At 47.7% G+C, this 19,657-nt stretch carries 12 protein-coding genes; 5 read left to right on the top strand and 7 right to left on the bottom strand.

The features are described 5' to 3' along the window. Position 1: 1 nt before the first annotated feature. The 3 genes from BUR42_RS07695 to BUR42_RS07705 are packed head-to-tail and all read right to left on the bottom strand — an operon-like array spanning position 2 to position 2,013. Entirely contained in the window at positions 2–361 is a 360-nt protein-coding gene (locus BUR42_RS07695) for a hypothetical protein (RefSeq protein WP_074238672.1), read from the bottom strand. Positions 362–369: 8 nt separating this feature from the next. Further along, positions 370–1,560 carry a trans-sulfuration enzyme family protein gene (locus tag BUR42_RS07700; RefSeq protein ID WP_074238673.1) on the bottom strand — a complete coding sequence of 397 codons (1,191 nt, stop codon included), beginning with the start codon at positions 1,558–1,560 and terminating at the stop codon, positions 370–372. Between the two features lie 30 nt (positions 1,561–1,590). Continuing rightward, the gene (locus BUR42_RS07705) at positions 1,591–2,013 is read right to left on the bottom strand and encodes an OsmC family protein (RefSeq protein ID WP_074238674.1); all 423 of its coding nucleotides are present in this window, start codon (positions 2,011–2,013) and stop codon (positions 1,591–1,593) included. A gap of 143 nt (positions 2,014–2,156) precedes the next feature. On the opposite strand from BUR42_RS07705, the gene metX reads away from it, so the two are divergent. Both metX and BUR42_RS07715 read left to right on the top strand, forming a co-directional pair. After that, positions 2,157–3,173 (top strand): homoserine O-acetyltransferase MetX, encoded by a 1,017-nt coding sequence (metX, locus tag BUR42_RS07710; RefSeq protein ID WP_143197482.1) that lies wholly within the window; start codon positions 2,157–2,159, stop codon positions 3,171–3,173. Between the two features lie 229 nt (positions 3,174–3,402). After that, positions 3,403–6,285, top strand: a complete 2,883-nt coding sequence (locus BUR42_RS07715; RefSeq protein WP_084185446.1) for a TonB-dependent receptor — start codon at positions 3,403–3,405, stop codon at positions 6,283–6,285. 100 nt (positions 6,286–6,385) lie between these two features. Here BUR42_RS07715 and ychF read toward each other — a convergent pair whose 3' ends face one another. After that, positions 6,386–7,489, bottom strand: coding sequence for a redox-regulated ATPase YchF (ychF, locus tag BUR42_RS07720; protein WP_074238677.1), 1,104 nt, complete (start codon positions 7,487–7,489; stop codon positions 6,386–6,388). 143 nt (positions 7,490–7,632) lie between these two features. On the opposite strand from ychF, the gene BUR42_RS07725 reads away from it, so the two are divergent. Further along, the gene (locus BUR42_RS07725) at positions 7,633–8,865 is read left to right on the top strand and encodes a nucleoside recognition domain-containing protein (RefSeq protein ID WP_074238678.1); all 1,233 of its coding nucleotides are present in this window, start codon (positions 7,633–7,635) and stop codon (positions 8,863–8,865) included. Between the two features lie 37 nt (positions 8,866–8,902). After that, positions 8,903–10,168 (top strand): YeiH family protein, encoded by a 1,266-nt coding sequence (locus BUR42_RS07730; protein WP_074238679.1) that lies wholly within the window; start codon positions 8,903–8,905, stop codon positions 10,166–10,168. A gap of 47 nt (positions 10,169–10,215) precedes the next feature. Here the strand turns inward: BUR42_RS07730 and BUR42_RS07735 are convergent, their stop codons facing one another. Both BUR42_RS07735 and BUR42_RS07740 read right to left on the bottom strand, forming a co-directional pair. Further along, a complete protein-coding gene (locus BUR42_RS07735) occupies positions 10,216–10,515 on the bottom strand; it encodes a thiamine-binding protein (RefSeq protein ID WP_074238680.1) in 300 nt (99 codons plus the stop codon). 5 nt (positions 10,516–10,520) lie between these two features. Beyond that, positions 10,521–12,044: a carbon-nitrogen hydrolase family protein gene (locus tag BUR42_RS07740; RefSeq protein ID WP_074238681.1), complete on the bottom strand. Its 1,524-nt coding sequence runs from the start codon at positions 12,042–12,044 to the stop codon at positions 10,521–10,523. Between the two features lie 72 nt (positions 12,045–12,116). Between BUR42_RS07740 and BUR42_RS07745 the strand changes: the two genes are divergently transcribed. Next, positions 12,117–13,310, top strand: a complete 1,194-nt coding sequence (locus tag BUR42_RS07745; RefSeq protein ID WP_074238682.1) for a glycosyltransferase — start codon at positions 12,117–12,119, stop codon at positions 13,308–13,310. Between the two features lie 76 nt (positions 13,311–13,386). On the opposite strand, the gene BUR42_RS07750 is transcribed toward BUR42_RS07745, so the two are convergent. After that, entirely contained in the window at positions 13,387–19,308 is a 5,922-nt protein-coding gene (locus BUR42_RS07750; RefSeq protein ID WP_143197376.1) for a PKD domain-containing protein, read from the bottom strand. Positions 19,309–19,657 lie beyond the last annotated feature (349 nt).

A 19,657-nucleotide genomic window follows, 5' to 3' on the forward strand; every position in this document is an offset into this window, starting at 1 on the left:
TTTAACTTTTGGCTTTGCGGACCGGGCGGAACATACTGCCGGATAAAGCGCTGACTGCGCCTACAATGCCGCCAAGCAGGGCTGTTATGATTATCATGATAACCGGGGAACCAGGTTGTTTGAGGATCAGGTCCCCCATTCTGCCGGCCAGGATATGATCGTTGCGGTAATCAATGATCAGGGCCATGATACCCCATAAGAGGAATACGCCCAGGAATCCGCTTCCGAACGCCTTCGCCGGCGTTTGTGGGAACGCAAGCGCCACCACAAACGCCGCGATGGCAATGCACCACCAATCCAGGAATATTCCCAGCACATAGGCTAATAAGGCTGTTAAAAAAAGGCAAAGGAGAAAGCGCATATATGTTCTTATTTACTTGCTTCAAGTGCTTGTTCAATATCCTGCAGGATGTCGCCCAAATGTTCCAGGCCAACGGAAATACGGATAAGGCCTGGTGTGATCCCTACTTTCAACCGCTCAGCCTCGCTTAGCTTGGCATGGGTGGTAGATGCAGGATGTGAGGCAATGCTGCGGCTGTCTCCCAGGTTAGCGGTGAGGCTCAGCAGTTCCAGCTTGTCCAGGAAACGGCCTCCTCTTTCCAATCCGCCTTTGATCTCAAAACAAACAATACCGCCGCCGGCAGACATTTGTTTCTTTGCAATGGCATATTGGGGATGGCTGGGCAGGAAAGGATATTTCACCCATTCCAGGTGCGGGTTCTTTTCCAGCGCAGTGGCTAAAGCCAAAGCGCTTTCAGCGTGGCGGGCCATCCTTACATGCAGGGTTTCCAGGCTGCGGCTCAGTACCCATGCGTTGAAGGGAGACATCGCCGGCCCCGTGCTGCGGCAGAAGGCATATACTTCATCCACCAGCTCTTTACGGCCAACTACCACACCACCCAGCACACGGCCCTGGCCGTCTATCCATTTGGTGGCGGAATGTGTAACGAGGTCTACGCCTAAAGCGATGGGCTTCTGCAATACCGGTGTGGCAAAACAGTTATCCACGTTCAGGATCACCTTATGCTTCTTCGCTATTTTAGCCAGCGCCTCCAGGTCTATCACATCCAGACCGGGATTGGAAGGCGTTTCCACGAAGATCATTTTAGTATTGGGTTTGATCAGCGCTTCTATGGTTTCCGGTTGGGTGATATCGAAGTACGTATGTTCAATGCCCCATTTAGGCAGGAACTTCGTGATCACCGTATGGGTGGAACCAAAGATGGAGCTGGAAGACAGGAGATGATCGCCTGTTTTCAGGAAAGCCATGAAGCTGCCGAATACGGCGCTCATGCCGGATGCGGTGGCAAAACCGGCTTCGGCTCCTTCCAGGGCACACATCCTGTTGATGAACTCTTCTACGGAAGGGTTGGAAAAACGGGTATAGATATAAGCATCATTTTCGTCAGCAAAGGCTGCGCGCATGTGCTCTGCATTATCGTAGGTAAAACTGGAAGTAAGGTACAACGGCCCGCTGTGTTCCTTATGTGATGTACGTTCAGATTGGATCCTGATGGCCTGCGTTTCCGGATGGTATGTTGGTTTGTTCTTCTTGCTCATTAGTACTTGTCAAAAATAATTTGAATAATATCAGCCTTCGTTGAGCTTCACTTCCCAGGTAAGTTGTGTTTTACCCTGGCGGAGTGTTTCGGCAACGGAGCAATATTTGTTTACAGACAGTTCCACGGCGCGTGCCGCTTTGTCTGCATCAATATTGCCACTGAGGTGGAACACGATGTGCGCTTTTTCCCACAGGGAGGGCTCCTTTCCTTTCTCACGCTCTGCTTCGATCTCAATACGGAAGTCCGTGATCTCCTGGCGCTGCTTTTTCAGGATCATCACCACATCAATAGCGGAACAGCCTCCCAATCCCATGATAAGCATCTGCATGGGGCGTATGCCGTTGTTCTTACCGCCATTTTCAATGGAGGAATCCATCAATACCTTGTGGCCCTGCTCGTCCACAGCTTCCATGTTAAACCCGTCGTCAATACGTTTTAAAGCGATCTTCATGTGTTACTGATATTTTTCTAATCGACCCCAAAGATAACGCTTATACATTAAAAATTTCGGTATGACGAATCGTATTCATAATTACAAATTGACAATTCGTAATTGAATTTGTAGGTTTGCGCAAATTGAAAATGTAGTTGTCATTGCAAGTCTTTCATTATCATCAGCCTTTTCACCTGGAATCCGGCGAGGTACTCCCCTCCTTACAGATCGCTTATCACACTTACGGTACGCTCAATGAACAGGGCGACAATGTGGTTTGGGTATGCCATGCGCTGACCGCCAATTCCGATGTGGCTGACTGGTGGAAGGGCCTGATCGGGGAAGGCCGCGTGATAGATCCGCAAAAACATTTCATTGTCTGCGCCAACATCCTGGGCTCCTGTTATGGTACCTCCGGCCCGCTGACTATAGATCAGAACACCGGGCAGCCTTATTACCGGAGCTTCCCTACCGTTACCATCCGCGATATCGTTCAGGCCCATATCCTGCTGCGCCGGCATCTCAACATCGCCCGCATTCATCTGCTGGTAGGTGGTTCCATGGGAGGTTACCAGGTGCTGGAATGGGCGCTGATGGAACCTGAGCGGATCAACAGGCTCTTTTTACTTTGCACCGGCGCCGCTGAAAGTGCCTGGGGCATTGCCGTGCATACCTCGCAAAGGCTCGCCATTGAAGCAGACGATACCTGGGAGCAACCAAGAAAAGATGCCGGGGCACGTGGCCTCAAAGCCGCCAGGGCTATCGGTATGCTCACCTACCGCAACTACCGGACCTTCATGCGTGCCCAAACGGACCCGGATAAAGAGAAAACAGACAACTTCAAAGCCTCTTCCTATATCAATTACCAGGGAGATAAACTGGTAAAACGTTTCAACGCCCAAAGCTACTGGCTCCTCACCAAAGCTATGGACAGCCACAATATTGCCCGTGGCCGCCACCAGGATGTTGAAACCGCCCTCAGCCGGATAGAACAGAAAACCCTGCTCATCGGCATCACCAGCGACATCCTTTGCCCACCGGAAGAACAACAGTTGCTGGCAGAGAACATGCACAACACCAGCTACCACGAGATAGACTCCCCTTACGGCCACGACGGGTTTCTGATCGAATTCGAAAAAATAGGCCTGATCCTGGCCGCATTCCTGGAGAATAAATAATATTATCTGATTTATTATGCTTCCTAATTAACTATTAATCAACTCAATAATAGAAAACTTTTCATTTATCCAAAAAACCCTTAACTTCTCTGTAGAAAATCCAATGACGATTTAGCCCGGTGTCTTATCCCTTTAATTTTCATTATATTTAATTATACGGTTATTTGAGATCACGTAGTAAAACTTAAATTATTAAGGTCAGCCAATCCTCTCATTAAATTCGACGCTTATGAATTGCTATCTACCCAGGCAAGCATGGTTCATTGTTATGTTTATTTTTTTGTGCCAGACAGCCTTCTCCCAAAACTCCCGTACTATTTCCGGATCTGTAGTTGACGCCACCACCGGCAAAGGGTTGCAGGGCGTTTCTGTGTCTGTGAAAGGTGCCACTTCCGGAGCTATTACAGACGCCGGCGGTGCTTTCAGGTTCACCACAGGGCACTCCTTACCGCTTACCCTGCAGTTCTCGTTCGTAGGGTACAAACCGGAAGAAGCCACTGTTACAGATGCTTCCGTGAATGTGAACGTTCAGCTCTCTTCCACGGAGATCCTGGGGAAAGAGGTGGTAGTATCAGCCAGCAGGGTGGCGGAAAGTATCCTGCAATCGCCTGTATCTATTGAAAAGCTGGACATCCGGGCTATCAAAGCCACCCCCGCCCCTTCTTTCTACGATGCGCTGGCAAACATGAAAGGCGTGGAAATGAGCACGCAGAGCCTCACCTTCAAATCCGTGAACACCCGCGGTTTCAACAGCAATGGTAACACCCGCATGTTACAACTGATCGATGGTATGGATAACCAGGCACCCGGTCTCAACTTCTCCGTAGGTAATATTGTAGGGATCACCGAACTGGATATGGATAATGTGGAAGTATTGCCAGGTGCGGCTTCTGCATTATATGGCCCTAATGCCCTCAATGGTATCGTACTGCTGAACAGCAAAAGCCCCTTCCAGTACCAGGGCCTCAGCGCTAATATCAAAACCGGCCTGCTGAATGAATCCGGCAGAACCAACAGCAGCACAGGGTATTATGATGTGTCCGTTCGTTATGCCAAAGCCTTCAACGACAAATTTGCCTTTAAGATCAACCTTGGTTATGTAAAGGCAGACGACTGGCAGGCATATGATAAAAGGGACCAGAGCCTGCTCAATGGCAGCAAGCTCACCAACACCGGTCATGCTGCCAACCCCGGTTACAATGGCGTGAACACTTATGGGGATGAAACAAATGTGAACATGAAAGGCTCCTTGCGTTCTACTGCAATGACCACCGGCAATCCCCTCGGAAATGGTATTGCAGGGCTTTCTGCCGCTACCGGCGGAGCCATTACACGGGATATGATCTACAACGCCATCATGCCCGATTCCAACAACGCTTATGTATCCCGCACCGGTTATGATGAACGTAACCTCGCGGACTATGATACCAAGAACCTGAAAGTGAATGTGGCCCTCCATTATAAATTCAACAGCAACCTGGAATTATTAGGCCAGGGAAGTTATGGTACCGGTACCACCGTATATACAGGTGCAGACCGCTACTCTATCAAGAACTTCAGGATGGGGCAGTATAAGATAGAACTGCGTGCAGATAACTTCTATGTACGCGGTTATACCACGCAGGAACGTTCCGGCGACTCTTATGCCATCGGCACTTTGGGCGCAGGGATCAATGAAGCATGGAAGCCCAGCACTACCTGGTTCCAGCAATACTTCGGCACTTATGCAGGCGGTTCCTTAACTGCTTTCAGCACTGCATTCCAGCAAGCGCTGGGAGCCGGCCAATCTCCTGCTGCAGCATTTGCCGCCGCCACAGCCGCGGCCCAGGGAGGTTCCGCTAACTTCCACAATGCCGCAAGGACCACAGCAGACCAGGGCCGTTTATTACCCGGAACGCCCGCCTTTGATGCAGCCGCACAGAAAGTAAAAGACAAACCCATTCCCGGCGATGCAAGTGGCGTAGGTGCTAAGTTCAACGATAAAACCAATCTCTACCAGGGAGAGTTCATGTACAATTTCAAGAATCAGATCTCCTTCATGGAACTGATGGTAGGTGGAAATATCAGGCAATACGATCTCAACTCTGATGGTACCATCTTCGCCAAAGATGATAATGGAAAAGAATTCAACATCCTGGAATATGGCGGTTACCTGCAGGTCGGTAAAAGACTGCTGAATGATCAACTGAAACTTACCGGCGCATTACGCTATGATAAGAACGAAAACTTCGAAGGCCAGTTCAGCCCCCGTCTCTCCGCAGTATTCACCTTCCTGGAAACACATAATATCCGCGCCTCCTATCAGACAGGTTTCCGCATCCCGCACTGCCAGGACCAGTACATTGATCTGCTCACACCACAGGCAAGGCTGATCGGCGGTTTGCCATTCCTGCGGGAAAGATACGGCCTTAACACAGGCCCTGTGTACACATTGGAATCCGTACAGGCAGGCGCTCCGAAACAATATACTTTCAGAGAGTTCAAACCTGAAAAGATAGTGGCGTTTGAACTTGGATACAAGGCCCTCATCGCCAATAAACTGGTGATAGATGCTTACGTGTACACCAACACTTTCAAGAACTTCAACGGCACACAAATACTGGTGCAGCCCACCAGCCTTACCACGCGGAATATCTACTCTATCCCCGTGAACTACGAGAAAGATATTAAGTCGTGGGGATGGGCACTGGGCCTGGATTACAACCTGCCGCAACAGTTTGTTGTGGGGGGTAACGTATCTTATAACGAACTCAGCAACGAAAAAGACCTCGGCAGCTTCAAGGCTATGTACAATACACCAAAGGTGCGGTATAACATCTATCTCGGTAACCGCAACATTGCCCGCTCTTTCTTCAGCTTTAATGTTACCTGGAGATGGCAGGACAGCTTTATCTGGTCTTCTTCCTTCGTAGGCCCTGCCGTAAACGCCATGGGCCTGTCTGAAATTCCTTCTTACGGCACATTGGATGCACAGATCAGCAAACTGTTCCCCAAGCCTAAAGTAACGGTAAAAATAGGCGCTGCCAACCTTACGCAGAACGTTTATATCCAGTCATGGGGCAACCCGTCCGTGGGTGCGCAATACTACGCTTCCATCGGATACAACCTTTAGTTTTACTTGTTTATTGCCATAATAGCGAAGGCCCCCCGGATTTCCGGGAGGCCTTCTTATTTGTTGTAACCCTCATGATCATCTCATGGGTATCTTTGGTCTATACGTTGAAACGGAAGTGCATAACGTCACCATCATTTACAACGTACTCTTTACCTTCTATGCGTAAACGGCCATTATCACGGGCAGCAGCTTCAGAGCCATACTTCACGTAATCATCATAAGAGATCACCTCTGCTTTAATGAATCCTTTTTCAAAATCCGTGTGGATCACACTCGCAGCCTGCGGCGCTTTCCAGCCGGTATGGATGGTCCATGCACGTACTTCCTGCACACCTGCAGTGAAGTAAGTGATCAGGTCCAGCAGTTTGTAAGCAGAACGGATCAGGCGGTTCAGGCCGGGTTCTGTAAGTCCATATTCTGCAAAGAACAATTCTTTATCTGCAGGATCTTCCAGTTCGGTGATCTGTGCTTCAATGGAATTATTCATAATGATCACCTGTGCATTTTCTGCTTTCACAGCTTCTTCCAGTGCCTTGGAAAATTTGTTGCCGGTATGAAGGGATGCTTCATCCACATTGGCTACGTATAATACCGGTTTTTCCGTGAGCAGGAAAAGATCTGCAATTGCTACGCGCTCTTCTTTGGATAAGCCCAGCTCGCGGATGTTCTTTCCTTTCTCCAGGTGTTCCTGGCAGCGTTTCAGTATTTCAAATTCTACTTTTGCTTTGGGATCACCACCGGTACGGGCCATTTTTTCTGTACGCGCCACCTTCTTCTCTACACTCTCCAGGTCTTTCAGCTGCAGTTCTGTATCGATGATATCCTTATCACCCACAGGGTTGATAGGTCCTTCATCCCGGAGGATGTTATCATCTTCAAAACAACGGATCACGTGTACGATCGCATCTACTTCGCGGATATTGGCCAGGAATTTATTTCCCAAACCCTCCCCTTTGCTGGCGCCTTTTACGAGGCCGGCAATGTCCACAAACTCCATGGTTGTGGGAACGGTACGGTTAGGTTTCACCAGCTCTTCCAGTTTTGAGATCCGGGTGTCCGGAACATCTACCAGGCCAACATTTGGCTCGATAGTACAAAAACGATAGTTGCTGGCTTGCGCCTTCGCGCTGTTGGATACAGCGTTAAACAAAGTGGACTTTCCTACGTTCGGCAATCCTACAATTCCTGCTTGCAAAGCCATTTCTTAAAAAATTTGCGCAAAGATAGTGCATCTCAGCGAGTAATAGCGTGTTAAAATTTACTATTTTGGCTCCCGGTTGGCATTGTGTTAATCTGTAACTGATTGAAAATGATGCTAAACCGGTTTTAAACAAACCAAACATTATGGCTTTAAACTATGTATGGATCGGCTTCTTTGTGATTGCTTTTATCGTGGCATTATGCAAACTGATCTTTTTAGGGGATACGGAGATCTTCGGGCTGATGACAAAAACATTGTTCGAAAGCGGTAAAACGGGTGCAGAGATCTCTATCGGCCTGGTAGGTGTAATGACCTTCTGGCTCGGCATCATGAAGATCGGGGAAAAGGCAGGTATGATCGAAAAGTTTGCCCGTTTTGTAAACCCGCTCTTCTCCAAGCTGTTCCCTCATATTCCTCCCAAAGATCCCGCTATGGGTTCTGTGGTAATGAACTTCTCCGCCAATATGCTGGGGCTGGACAATGCCGCCACTCCTATCGGGCTTAAAGCCATGAAACAACTGCAGGACATCAACCCGGAGAAAGATACCGCCAGCGATGCGCAGATCATGTTCCTGGTACTGAACACCGCCGGGCTTACCATGATCCCTACTTCCGTAATGGCCGTGCGCTTATCCATGGGCGCCGCCAACCCCGCAGATATTTTCGTTCCCACCCTGATCGGTACTTTCATTTCCTTCTTATCCGGGATGATTGCAGTGGCCATGTATCAGCGTATTAACCTTTTTCGCCTGCCGGTATTGTTTTTTGTTGGAACCTTCATAGGAACGATGTATGGGTTCTATCGCCTGGTGCATAATTTGCCTGCTGAACAGATCGCTACTTATACCGCGTCCATCGGTGGTATATTGATTTTTGCAGTTATCGTGTCCTTCCTGATGCAGGGGTTCATCAGAGGGATCAATGTGTACGATGCCTTTATTGAAGGGGCTAAAGAAGGTTTCACCACTGCGGTGATGATCATCCCCTATCTCGTGGCCATCCTGGTAGGCATCGGTGTTTTCAGGGTTACGGGCTGCCTGGATTTTATTACAGATGGCATTGCACTCCTGGTAGCATGGATGGGCCTGAATACAGATTTCGTACCCGCGTTGCCGGTAGGTATCATGAAAACCTTCAGCGGAGGCGCAGCACGCGGACTGATGGCTGACCTCATGAAAACACACGGGCCGGATTCTTTTGTAGGCAGATTAGGATGCATCATGCAGGGTTCCACCGAAACTACTTTTTATATTCTCGCATTGTACTTCGGTTCCGTGAACATCAAAAAAACAAGATATGCCCTCGCCTGCGGATTGATTGCAGATGTGGTAGGTGTGGTTGCCGCTATTATTATCGGGTATATCTTTTTTCATTAAACAGACCACCAGGTATTACCAATTATATTATTAAAGAATGAATCAGAAGAAAACATTACATGAGGACTGGATCGCAGTGATCCTGGCATTCACCAGCATCGCGCTGATCTGCGCGGGACTGCATCCCGCCATGCCAAAATTTGAATGGAACGATGGCAACACCCTGCTGGCAAAATTGACAGACAGCGGTAACCTGGGCAGGATAGGCGGCCTTTTCCTTTGGGTACTGGGCAGCCTTTTCATCGCCTTCTTATTAAGCGGTAAACGTATCAGCTGGCAACTCATCACGGGCCTGGTGGCAGTGATGGCCATTTCCATGTTTGCACAGGTGATCACCGGCAACAATGCGGTGAAAGACCTGGGTATTGAGATCGTTTTGTTCAGCCTGCTGCTGGGCCTCTTTATCAGCAATGTACTCGGCGTACCGGAATGGTTAAAGCCCGTGCTGCAAACAGAGCTTTTCATCAAAACAGGATTGGTGCTGCTGGGTTCCGGTATTATCTTCCAGGAATTGATAAAGGGTGGTGGATTAGGTGTGATGCAATCTGTAGTGGTGGTATTCACCGTATGGTATTTCACTTTCTGGCTCTGCAAAAAATTCAAACTGGATGATGAATTCAGGATGATGATCTCCAGCGCAGTATCCATCTGTGGTGTATCTGCCGCTATTGCTACTTCAGGCGCCATTGAAGGAGATAACAAAAAACTCTCTCACGTTATTTCACTGGTATTGATCGTGGCCATTCCCATGATGATCTTCATGCCTTATGTAGCCGTTTGGATGGATATGTCTCCTGCTGTAGCAGGCGCATGGCTGGGTGGTACCATCGATACTTCCGGCGCTGTGGTAGCAGCCGGTACCATGCTGGGGGAAGAAGCCCTGAAATATGCCACACTGGTAAAGTTCTCTCAGAACGTATTACTGGGGCTGGCAGCTTTTTTCATTTCCATCTGGTGGTCTTATTCCAAGAAAGAACTCAATCAGCCTAAACCGGGCTTACGCACTATCTGGGACCGTTTCCCCAAATTCGTGCTGGGCTTCATCGTTGTATCTTTAATCTTTTCCTTCGTACTACCGGGCGCGTTAGTGAAAGAAGTGAAAGGCAATATCAAAGACCTGCAAACCTGCTTCTTTGCATTGGCATTTGCCTGCATTGGGCTGGAAACCAAATTTACAGATATCTTCAAAATGGAGAACGGGCGGCCTGCCATGGCATTCATTATTGCACAGGTATTCAATATCCTTGTAACATTAGGCATCGCTTACCTTGTATTCGGCGGGGTGCTTTTCGAAAAGCCTTAAATTAAAAAAGGGGCCGTATCCTACTTTGATACGGCCCCTTTTTAATATCATTCATCGTATTTCCCTGTTTTATCCTCAATGCTCACATCTCCCCCACTATTGTTCTGGATCTTTATAAACACCAGGACCTGCCCGGCACCGGCTTTAAAACATACTTCCTGCGCCTGCTTCACTACTTCCATCAACTGATCGTAAGTTCCTTCCATCACTGTTTCAAAGGGGCATACCCTGTACTTCACGCCGGAGTTATGGATCACGGCAATGGCTTCGTCTACAACGGCATATACTTTATCCGCCGCTACCTGGGGCAATATCTGCAAGGCCAGGTTGATTATATGATCATGCATATGGTCTATTTTTTCTTTAATACTACTTCATACAGGTCGTGCCGCATATCCTTCAGCGTTTGCACACTGCCAAAGGCATGCAGCTCTTTTAATAATACAAGGTCTACATCTGCTACAACAATCATTTCTGTATTAGGCGTAGCATCAGCCTTTACACCTGTTACCGGGAAGGCAAAGTCAGAAGGTGTGAGTACTGCAGATTGCGCATACTGAAGGTCCATATTCGATACCCTGGGCAGGTTACCCACGCAGCCGGCAATGGCTACATAACATTCATTCTCCACCGCCCTGGCCTGTGCGCAGAAGCGTACACGGTTGTACCCATTCTGCGTATCCGTGAGGAAGGGTACGAACAGTATCTGCATGCCCTGTTTGGCCAGGATGCGGCCGAGTTCAGGAAATTCCACATCGTAACAGATCAGGATACCTACCTTTCCGCAATCCGTGTCAAATACATGAATGTCGCTCCCGCCTTTCATACCCCAGGCATTTACCTCGCTGGGGGTTGGATGGATCTTGATGTAATGGTCCCATGTACCATCCCTGCGGCAGAGATAGGAAATATTATACAGTTGCTCTTCTATCACAATGGGCATGGTACCTGTAATGATATTTACATTATAAGCTACTGCCAGTTTTGAAAATTCTCCTCTTAACCGTTCTGTGTACTTGGCCAGCCCCCTGATGGCCGCAGCAGGCCCCAGTTGGTTGAATTCAAGCATCAGGGGGGCATTGAAGAACTCGGGGAATACCGCAAAATCTGCTTCATAATCACTCACGGCGTCTACAAAGAACTCCATCTGTTCCAGCATCCCCTCGATCCCCTTGTATGCACGCATCTGCCATTGCACCAGGCCAATGCGCACCGTGGATTTATTATAACGGATGGTATCCTGGTCTTTCTCGTAATAGATATTATACCATTGCAGCAGTGTGGCAAAACCTTTGGAAGCCTCATCCATCGGCAGGTAGTTACGCAGTATCTTCTTAACGATAAAATCGTTGGAGAACTGGAAAGTAAGCGTGGGATCATAGATCTCTTTATCACGCACCTTCTCAATATAATCCCTGGGTGTTAGCTGGTCCGCATACTTTTCATAATTGGGAATGCGGCCGCCGGCTACAATACCTTCCAGGTTGAGGCGTTCACACAATACCTTACGTGTATCGTATAACCGCCGTGCAAGGCGTTTGCCACGGTAATCAGGGTTTACAAATACTTCTATGCCATACAGGGTATCTCCTTTGGGATTATGCGTGCTGAAAGTGTAGTAACCGGTGATCTGCTCATAGGTATGATCGTCCCCGAACTTTTCATAATCTACGATGATGGACAGCGCACAACCCACCACCTTGCCATTCACGGTAACGGCTATCTGCCCTTCAGGGAACAGCTCTATCAGCCGCTGAATAGTCCCTTCGCGCCAGTAACTGCCCTGCATGTCCGCATAAGCCGATACCATGGACTCTTTCAGGTCCTTATAATCCTCTGCCGTCAACAGACGGACTTCAATCGTTTCTTCTGCCATAATTATAGGAAAGTTAAGAAAATTATATTTGCTTACATTTGTGCCTGAATTTTTCCCCATCCTTCCAACTTTATGATCATTCAGAACAGAGACATTGTAATCGTAGGCCTACAGCCCTGGTATACCAAAATAGGGAGCAATTGCAAGAACATCGCGCTGGAGTTTGCCCGTCATAACAGGGTACTATACGTTAACTCAGCATTAGACCGGCGTACGGTGATGCTGAGCAGCAAAGACCCTGATATTGCGGAACATATACAGATCTCAAAAGGCAATGGAGAAAACCTGCTGAAGGTGCAGGAGAATTTCTGGAACCTCTACCCTAAGCGCATCCTGGAATCCATCAGCTTTCTGCCTTTTACCAGCCTTTTTATGCTGGGCAACCGGATCAACAATAAAAGGTTTGCGGCAGACATACAGGAAGCCGTGGATAAACTGGGTTTTAAAGATATCCTCCTCTTCAACGATAATGATATCTACCGCGGCTATTACCTGAAAGAAATGCTGAAACCGGCGCAATACATCTACTATAGCCGGGACAACCTGGTAGCCATGGATTTCTGGAAGAAACATGGCAGTAAACTGGAACCTAAACATATTGCTAAGGCAGACGTATGCGTGGCCAATTCCCTCTATCTCACGGAAATGCTGCTGCAGTATAATAAGAACAGTTATTATGTGGGCCAGGGTTGCGACCTGCGTTTATTTGATCCGGCAAAAGCCCTGGATAAACCTGCGGAGCTGGTTGGGTTAAAAGGGCCGGTGATCGGTTATGTAGGGGCACTCACAGCTATGCGCATCGATCCGGCTATATTAATGTACATCAGCCGGGAAAGGCCGGATTGGCATGTAGTACTTGTTGGGCCGGAAGATGAAGTGTTCCGGCAATCCGCCCTGCATCAGCAACCGAATGTACATTTCCTTGGGCGGAAAGACATGTCCGCACTGCCTGCCTTCCTGCAGCATTTTGACGTATGCCTCAACCCGCAGTTAGTGAACCCCATCACCATCGGTAATTATCCTTTAAAGATAGATGAATACCTGGCTATGGGTAAACCCTCTGTGGCTACCGCTACCAAAACCATGGAGCTGTTCAAAGATTATGTACACTTAGCTGATTCCGTGGAAGCATATGTGCCGCTGATAGAAAAAGCGTTGCAGGAAAATGATCCTGCGCTAACAGCAGCAAGGATCGCCTTTGCACGATCACATACCTGGGAAAATTCAGTTGGAGATATTTATAAAGCAATAAGCGGAACCAGGTAAGTTCCGGAAGACCTTATAAAACAAAAAGCGGGGCTCTCATCAAGTCCCGCTTTTTGTTTTTAATCAGTTTAATAACCTAGTGACCGATCTTGACGAACTTCTCCGTCCATTTCTTAAAGTTAGGACCTGCCACATTTAAGATATAATGGCCATTCGGTAATTCGCTCAGCTGGATATCTTCCTGCAACCTGTCAATAAAGTTGGTAGAGAATTGTTTCCAGAGCTTACCGCTGATATCATAGATCTCGATATTAACCTTATAGGAACCTTTCCGCTGAATGTTCAGCCTTGCAAAGGTGCTGACAGGATTAGGGGTCAGGCTCGCCGTATCGCCCTTCGCGCCGTTACTATTGTCCAGTACCCGCACATTGAAGGAAGTATTTGTTTTGGCGCCTTTGTTATCCGTTACAGCAAGCTGGAATACATACTCACCTTTGATCAGGCCTGTAATATTAGTCTGTGCTTTTTGTGCATCCCAGATAAGGCTGTTATTAGGGCCTGTCAGCTGGATCCATTCATACGTACTGATCGTTCCATCGCTGTCGTAAGAAGTAGAACCGTTCACCTGAACGCTGTTATCAGGCAGCGTAATCTCCAGGTTGCCCTGTGTAAGTGCCACAGGCGGTTTGTTTTCAGGTGTTTGTGCCGGTAATACAGAAATGGTTACCCTTGCCGTAGCCGTAGCGTTGGCATTATCCGTTACCGTTAGTTCAAACACATACTGCCCTTCCGTTGTAAGATCTGTAATAGCAGTGCTCATGGCATTGGGAGAACCAATGCTGCCTGAAGCGCCGCTGATCTTTTTCCAGCTGTAGCTTATTATGGTTCCATCTTCGTCTGTAGAGGAGCTGCCATCCAGCGAAGTACCTGTTACCGGCAGGATGATGGTAAGATTACCATTCACCCTGGCCGTGGGCAGTTTATTTGCCGGTGTGTTCACCACTACTTTCACCTGTACGGAACTGGTAGCGTTGCCGTTATCTTTAACTGTCAGTTCAAAAATGTATTGGCCTGCAGCTGTGAGGTTCGTAATGTCCGTTCTCGCAGCTGAAGGAGCCGCAATGGTTCCGGTAACCGGGCCGCTCAATTGTTTCCAGGCATAGGAAACAATGCTGCCATCCAGGTCAACTGAAGGGCTGCCATCCAATGTAGCAGTGGTTACAGGCAGGGTGATATTTACATCTCCGCTGGTTTGTGCTACAGGTGGTTTATTGATCACTTCCGGATTCACCGTGATGGTAACGTTGCTGGAAGCACTTAAGCCCTGGTTATCTGTTACGGTGAGTTCGTATACATATACCCCTTCCAGCGTATAACCTGTTACGGTTGTTCTGCTGGCACTGGTCACCGTAATATTGCCACCCGCAGGGCCACCCAGTTTTCTCCAGGAGTAAGAGGCGATGCTGCCATCCGGGTCTGAAGATGCAGAACCATCCAGTTGTACGCTGTTCACCGGTAAAGTAATAGTAGTATTGAAACCTGCTCTTGCAACAGGTGGCCTGTTTGCTCCGCCAGCCACTACAACCACTTTTACCTGGTCTGTAGCAGAAGCGCCCGCATTATCCGTCACACTTAGCTGGTATACATATTCACCGGCAATGGTTAAACCGGTAAGCGTTGTTTTACTGGCATTGGCAGTGGTAATAGCACCTCCCGCAGGGCCACTCACTTTCGTCCACGCATACGTGGTAATAGTACCATCAGCATCGGAAGAAGCAGAACCATCCAGTTGTGCAGTATTTGTTGGCAGTGTAATGGATATATCGCCGCCCGCATTGGCAACAGGCAGTTTATTTACACCCGGTAATACCGTGATCTTCACATAATCTGTTTCCCTGGCGCCTGCATCATCTTTCACTTCTAACTGGAACAGGTAATCTCCCGCAAGCGTTAAACCGGTAACAGTTGTTCTGCTGGCAGAGGGGCTGCCTATATTACCCACGGCAGGGCCGCTGATCTTCGTCCAGTTATAATAAGTAATAGTACCATCCGGGTCGGAAGAAGCAGAACCATCCAGCTGTACAGTATTCACAGGCAGGGTGATGGTAATATCAACGCCGGCATTGGAGATCGGTTTCTGGTTAGCAGCCGCTTTCACCGTGATCGTAACATTGCTGGAAGTGCTTAATCCCTGGTTATCTGTTACAGTCAGTTCATAAACATATGTACCATCCAGCGTATACCCTGTTACCGTTGTTTTAGCAGCATTTGCAGTGGTGATCGTACCACTTGCAGGGCCACCGAGCTTCTTCCAGGAATAAGCGGCAATGCTGCCATCCGGGTCAGAAGAAGCAGAACCATCCAGTTCCACGCTATTTACAGGCAATGTGATGGTGGTATTAAAACCGGCTTTGGCCACAGGCGGTTGATTTGATCCACCTGTTATTACCACCACTTTTACCTGGTCTGTAACAGTAGTGCCGCCATTATCCTTCACACTTAATTCATACACATATTCACCTGCAATGGTTAAACCAGTGATCGTTGTTTTATTGGCATTGGCAGTGGTGATAGCACCTCCTGCAGGACCGCTGATCTTCGTCCAGGTATAATTGGTGATGGTACCATCCGGATCAGAAGAAGCAGAGCCATCCAGCTGGGCTGTACTGGCAGGGAGGATAACAGTTACATCTGCACCCGCATTGGCTACAGGTGGTTTGTTAGCCGGCGCATCTGTTACCGTTACTTTTACCTGTGCAGTAGCCTTACCACCGTTGTTATCTGTTACTGTCAGTTCATACAAATAATCACCGGCAATAGTTAAACCAGTCACAGCAGTTTTACTGACATTGGCAGTGCTGATAGCACCTGCGGCAGGGCCGCTGATCTTCACCCAGGAATAGGTACTGATAGTACCATCCGGATCGGAAGAAGCAGAACCATCCAGCTGTGCCGTACTGGTGGGCAGTGTGATGGTTACATTAGTGCCTGCATTGGCAACAGGCAGTTTATTGGCAGAAGGTAATACCGTCACTTTCACCTGGTCTGTAGCACTGGTACCGCCATTATCTTTCACACTTAATTCATATACATAATCACCGGCAATGGTTAAACCAGTGATCGAAGTTTTATTGGCATTGGAGGTAGTGATAACACCTGCAGCAGGGCCGCTGATCTTCGTCCAGGTATAACTGGTGATAGTACCATCCGGATCAGCAGAAGCAGAACCATCCAATTGCGCAGTAGTTGTTGGTAGTGTAATACTTACATCAGCACCTGCATTGGCAACAGGTGGTTTGTTGGCACCTACGCCCTGTACAGTAACGGTTACCTGTTTGGAATTGGTGAGGCCGCCGTTATCAGTAACAGTCAGCTCATATACATATACACCTTCAGCAAGGCCTGAAACAATAGCGTTGCTGGCAGTGATATCGTCAATAGTTCCGGCAGCCGGGCCGCTAACCCTCTTCCATTCATAACTTACGATCACACCATCCGGGTCAAGCGAAAAACTACCTGTTAATTGAGTGCTGTTAGAAGGCAGCACCAGGGTAACATTGCTACCTGCATCAGATACAGGCGGCTTGTTGGCTGCGGCCAGCACAGTAACTGTTACCTGGTCTTTTGCAGAAAGCCCTGCATTATCTGTTACCGTCAGTTCAAATACATAAGAACCTATTGCCAGGCCGCTGAGCTGCGTAGTAGCGCCGTTAGGCGTAGCAATAGTGGCCGCGGGCCCGCTGAGCTTTTTCCAGGCGTAGGAAGCAATCGTACCACCTTCTTTGGAGGAGGCGCTGCCATCCAACACCGTTGTTTTATTATCTGCGGGTACCAGTAATTTATCAGCACCTGCATTTGCCACAGGCAAAACCGCAGCGCTGCTGCCGTTGAATTCGAATGCACCGGCATCAAAAGAATTATTCACCGGGCGGGCATTACCATCGAAGTCGTTGGTAAGGCCAAGATCAGCCATGTTCCGTCCTGCGTCAATAGCAGTGGAACCTGCCTTCAGCCTGAAATCTCCGGCAAGGGGATTTACAAAGCCACCAAGGTCAGGCGTTTTATAGTTTACATTGTTCTTGAAATCATACAGGATGGGTTTGGCACCTTTCACATAATAACCCGTCATCGGATCATCCCATTGCGTGCCGGGAGCAATTACAACGTTGTTATAGATCTTGTGCCCCAGCAGTGTTTCATAACCATACACCTTAATACCGTTTACGCCGGTATTATAAACAGTGTTGTTATAGATGTAAGCAGTGGCCGGATCAAACAGGGGTTTGTCAGACACATTGATCCCTTCATAATGAATATCCGTTACCACGTTATTATACACCTGGTTGATCCCGGAACCAAAGATCTCAATACCTGAATTATATCCTTTACTTACGTAATTGCTGTAGATACGGAGGCTGCTGCCTCCGCCCGACAAAATGCCATAGCCGTGCGCAGAGTTGCGGGCCATGGCATAATTAACAACGCGGTTGTTGTATACCCTGTTATCACCATTATAAGCAGTGGAGATCTGAATACCATCACTGCCCATATTCTCCAGGTTGTTATTATATACAGAAAGGTTCTCGATGAGATGTGATTTCATATCCACACAACTGCCCTCTGTATAGAGGTAATGTGTGTTACCGATATAGAAACCTTCCCATGCAGAGTTACGGCACATCAGGTCGTGGATCTTTACATTCTTCATGGTAAAACTACCATCCAGCCATTCAGGATGGCTGCATTGCTGCAGTGTTTTAGCCTGCAGGAACATACCTGCATCGTGAATGTAAGCATGATGTACATCAAAATCAGAAGTACCGTTCCCGAAGAACATGCCGAACATCTTAACACCGTTCTTGTTGGTACCATTGATATCAAAACCGTATTCGATACCAGCGGCGCCGGTACCTTCTACTTTAAAATATTTACAGGTGCTTAATACAAAACTTGCAGCAGTGGCAGAACTGTTCACACCCGCTCTCACAAGGCCTCCGCAGTTGGTGATCACAATTGGTTTATCTGCAGTGCCCAGCAGTTTACCAAAATGGATGTACTCATAATCGCCGGGAGGGATACACAAGGTATCTCCGGCGGTTACACCCAATTGGCTCATGGCATTATCATAATAGATGATATTGGCAGAGGAAGGATTTACCGTGATCTTTTTATTGCCCGGCGGTGGTGGCGGTGGCGGAGGTGGTGGTTGTACAACCGTTCCCCTTGTATACTGCAGCATCCACTCATAAACATTCAAGCCCGTCTGGGGATCTTTATAGGCAGGGTCATACGTTTTGCTCCAGGCATCATGTGAAGTGCTGCTGAATACGGTGAGCAAAGCTTTTGGATTTGGAGCAGGTATGATGGCATTGATACCATTTACCCAATCCTGGGAATATTTTAAAGGAACTGTCGGGTCCCTGTCGTTATGCGTAGCAAACACCGGCATGTTAATGCTGGCAATGTTCCATTGTAAACTCGGTGTTCTTGGTGCATCGTTTGGATTCCATGCTCCGCACACCACTACAGCTGCGGCAAACAATTTCGCTTTATCTGTATTCTCTGAAATAACACCCCATGTTACACCGCCACCCATACTAAGCCCTGTAACATAACAACGGCTTTCATCAATGCGGTAAATTGTTTTCAGGTAAGCAAGCAGTTCATGCACATCATTTCCCCCGGGCCATGTAATGAACTGCGGGGAGATCACGATAAAAGAATGCGTTTGTCCGTTAACGGTAAAGGAAGCAGGAAATTTCCCCTGATTGATCAGCTTTGCGGGTCCATTTGCTAAAACTGCGGATAAGGGGTTCTTCAGATCTGCACCTGCCAGTTCACCAACACCATGTACAAATATGAGAACGGGATACTTTTTGGTAGTAGAGGCATAGTCAGCCGGCAAGGACTCGTAATATCCTGTCATATTACGAACCGGCGCCCCGGCGGGGAAAGTTTTTGGAACCTGCTGGGCTTTGACCTGCAGGCTGAGAGATATAAAGGATAAATAAAAGAGATAGCGGACACACCATCCCCTTACCTGATAGAATTTCTTCACAATAATTTGGTTTTTCTAGTATGGATTTTTGTCTGGTCCGAACGGACGCGCTTCGCATTTGTGTCTTAATCTCGTCTGATCATCTATATTCTAATACACGTACTTATACTTGTTTACAAATAAACAAAATTTATTCAAAACAAATGGTAAAAAATTAAATATCTATTAAGTTTAATAATAAATTATTTATTATCCTTTTCATACACTGCTGATAATCCAGCAGTTAAATTTATTAACGTACATTTTCCGCTTAATTAATTTATAATTTAATAAACTTGCATCCTGATTTAACCTCCCTGTGTTTGTTTTTAACCGGTATCCTACTAGAAACCAGTATATTGTAATCAAA

Origin of the sequence: Chitinophaga niabensis (genome assembly GCF_900129465.1) — a bacterium.
Classification (GTDB): Bacteria; Bacteroidota; Bacteroidia; order Chitinophagales; family Chitinophagaceae; genus Chitinophaga; species Chitinophaga niabensis.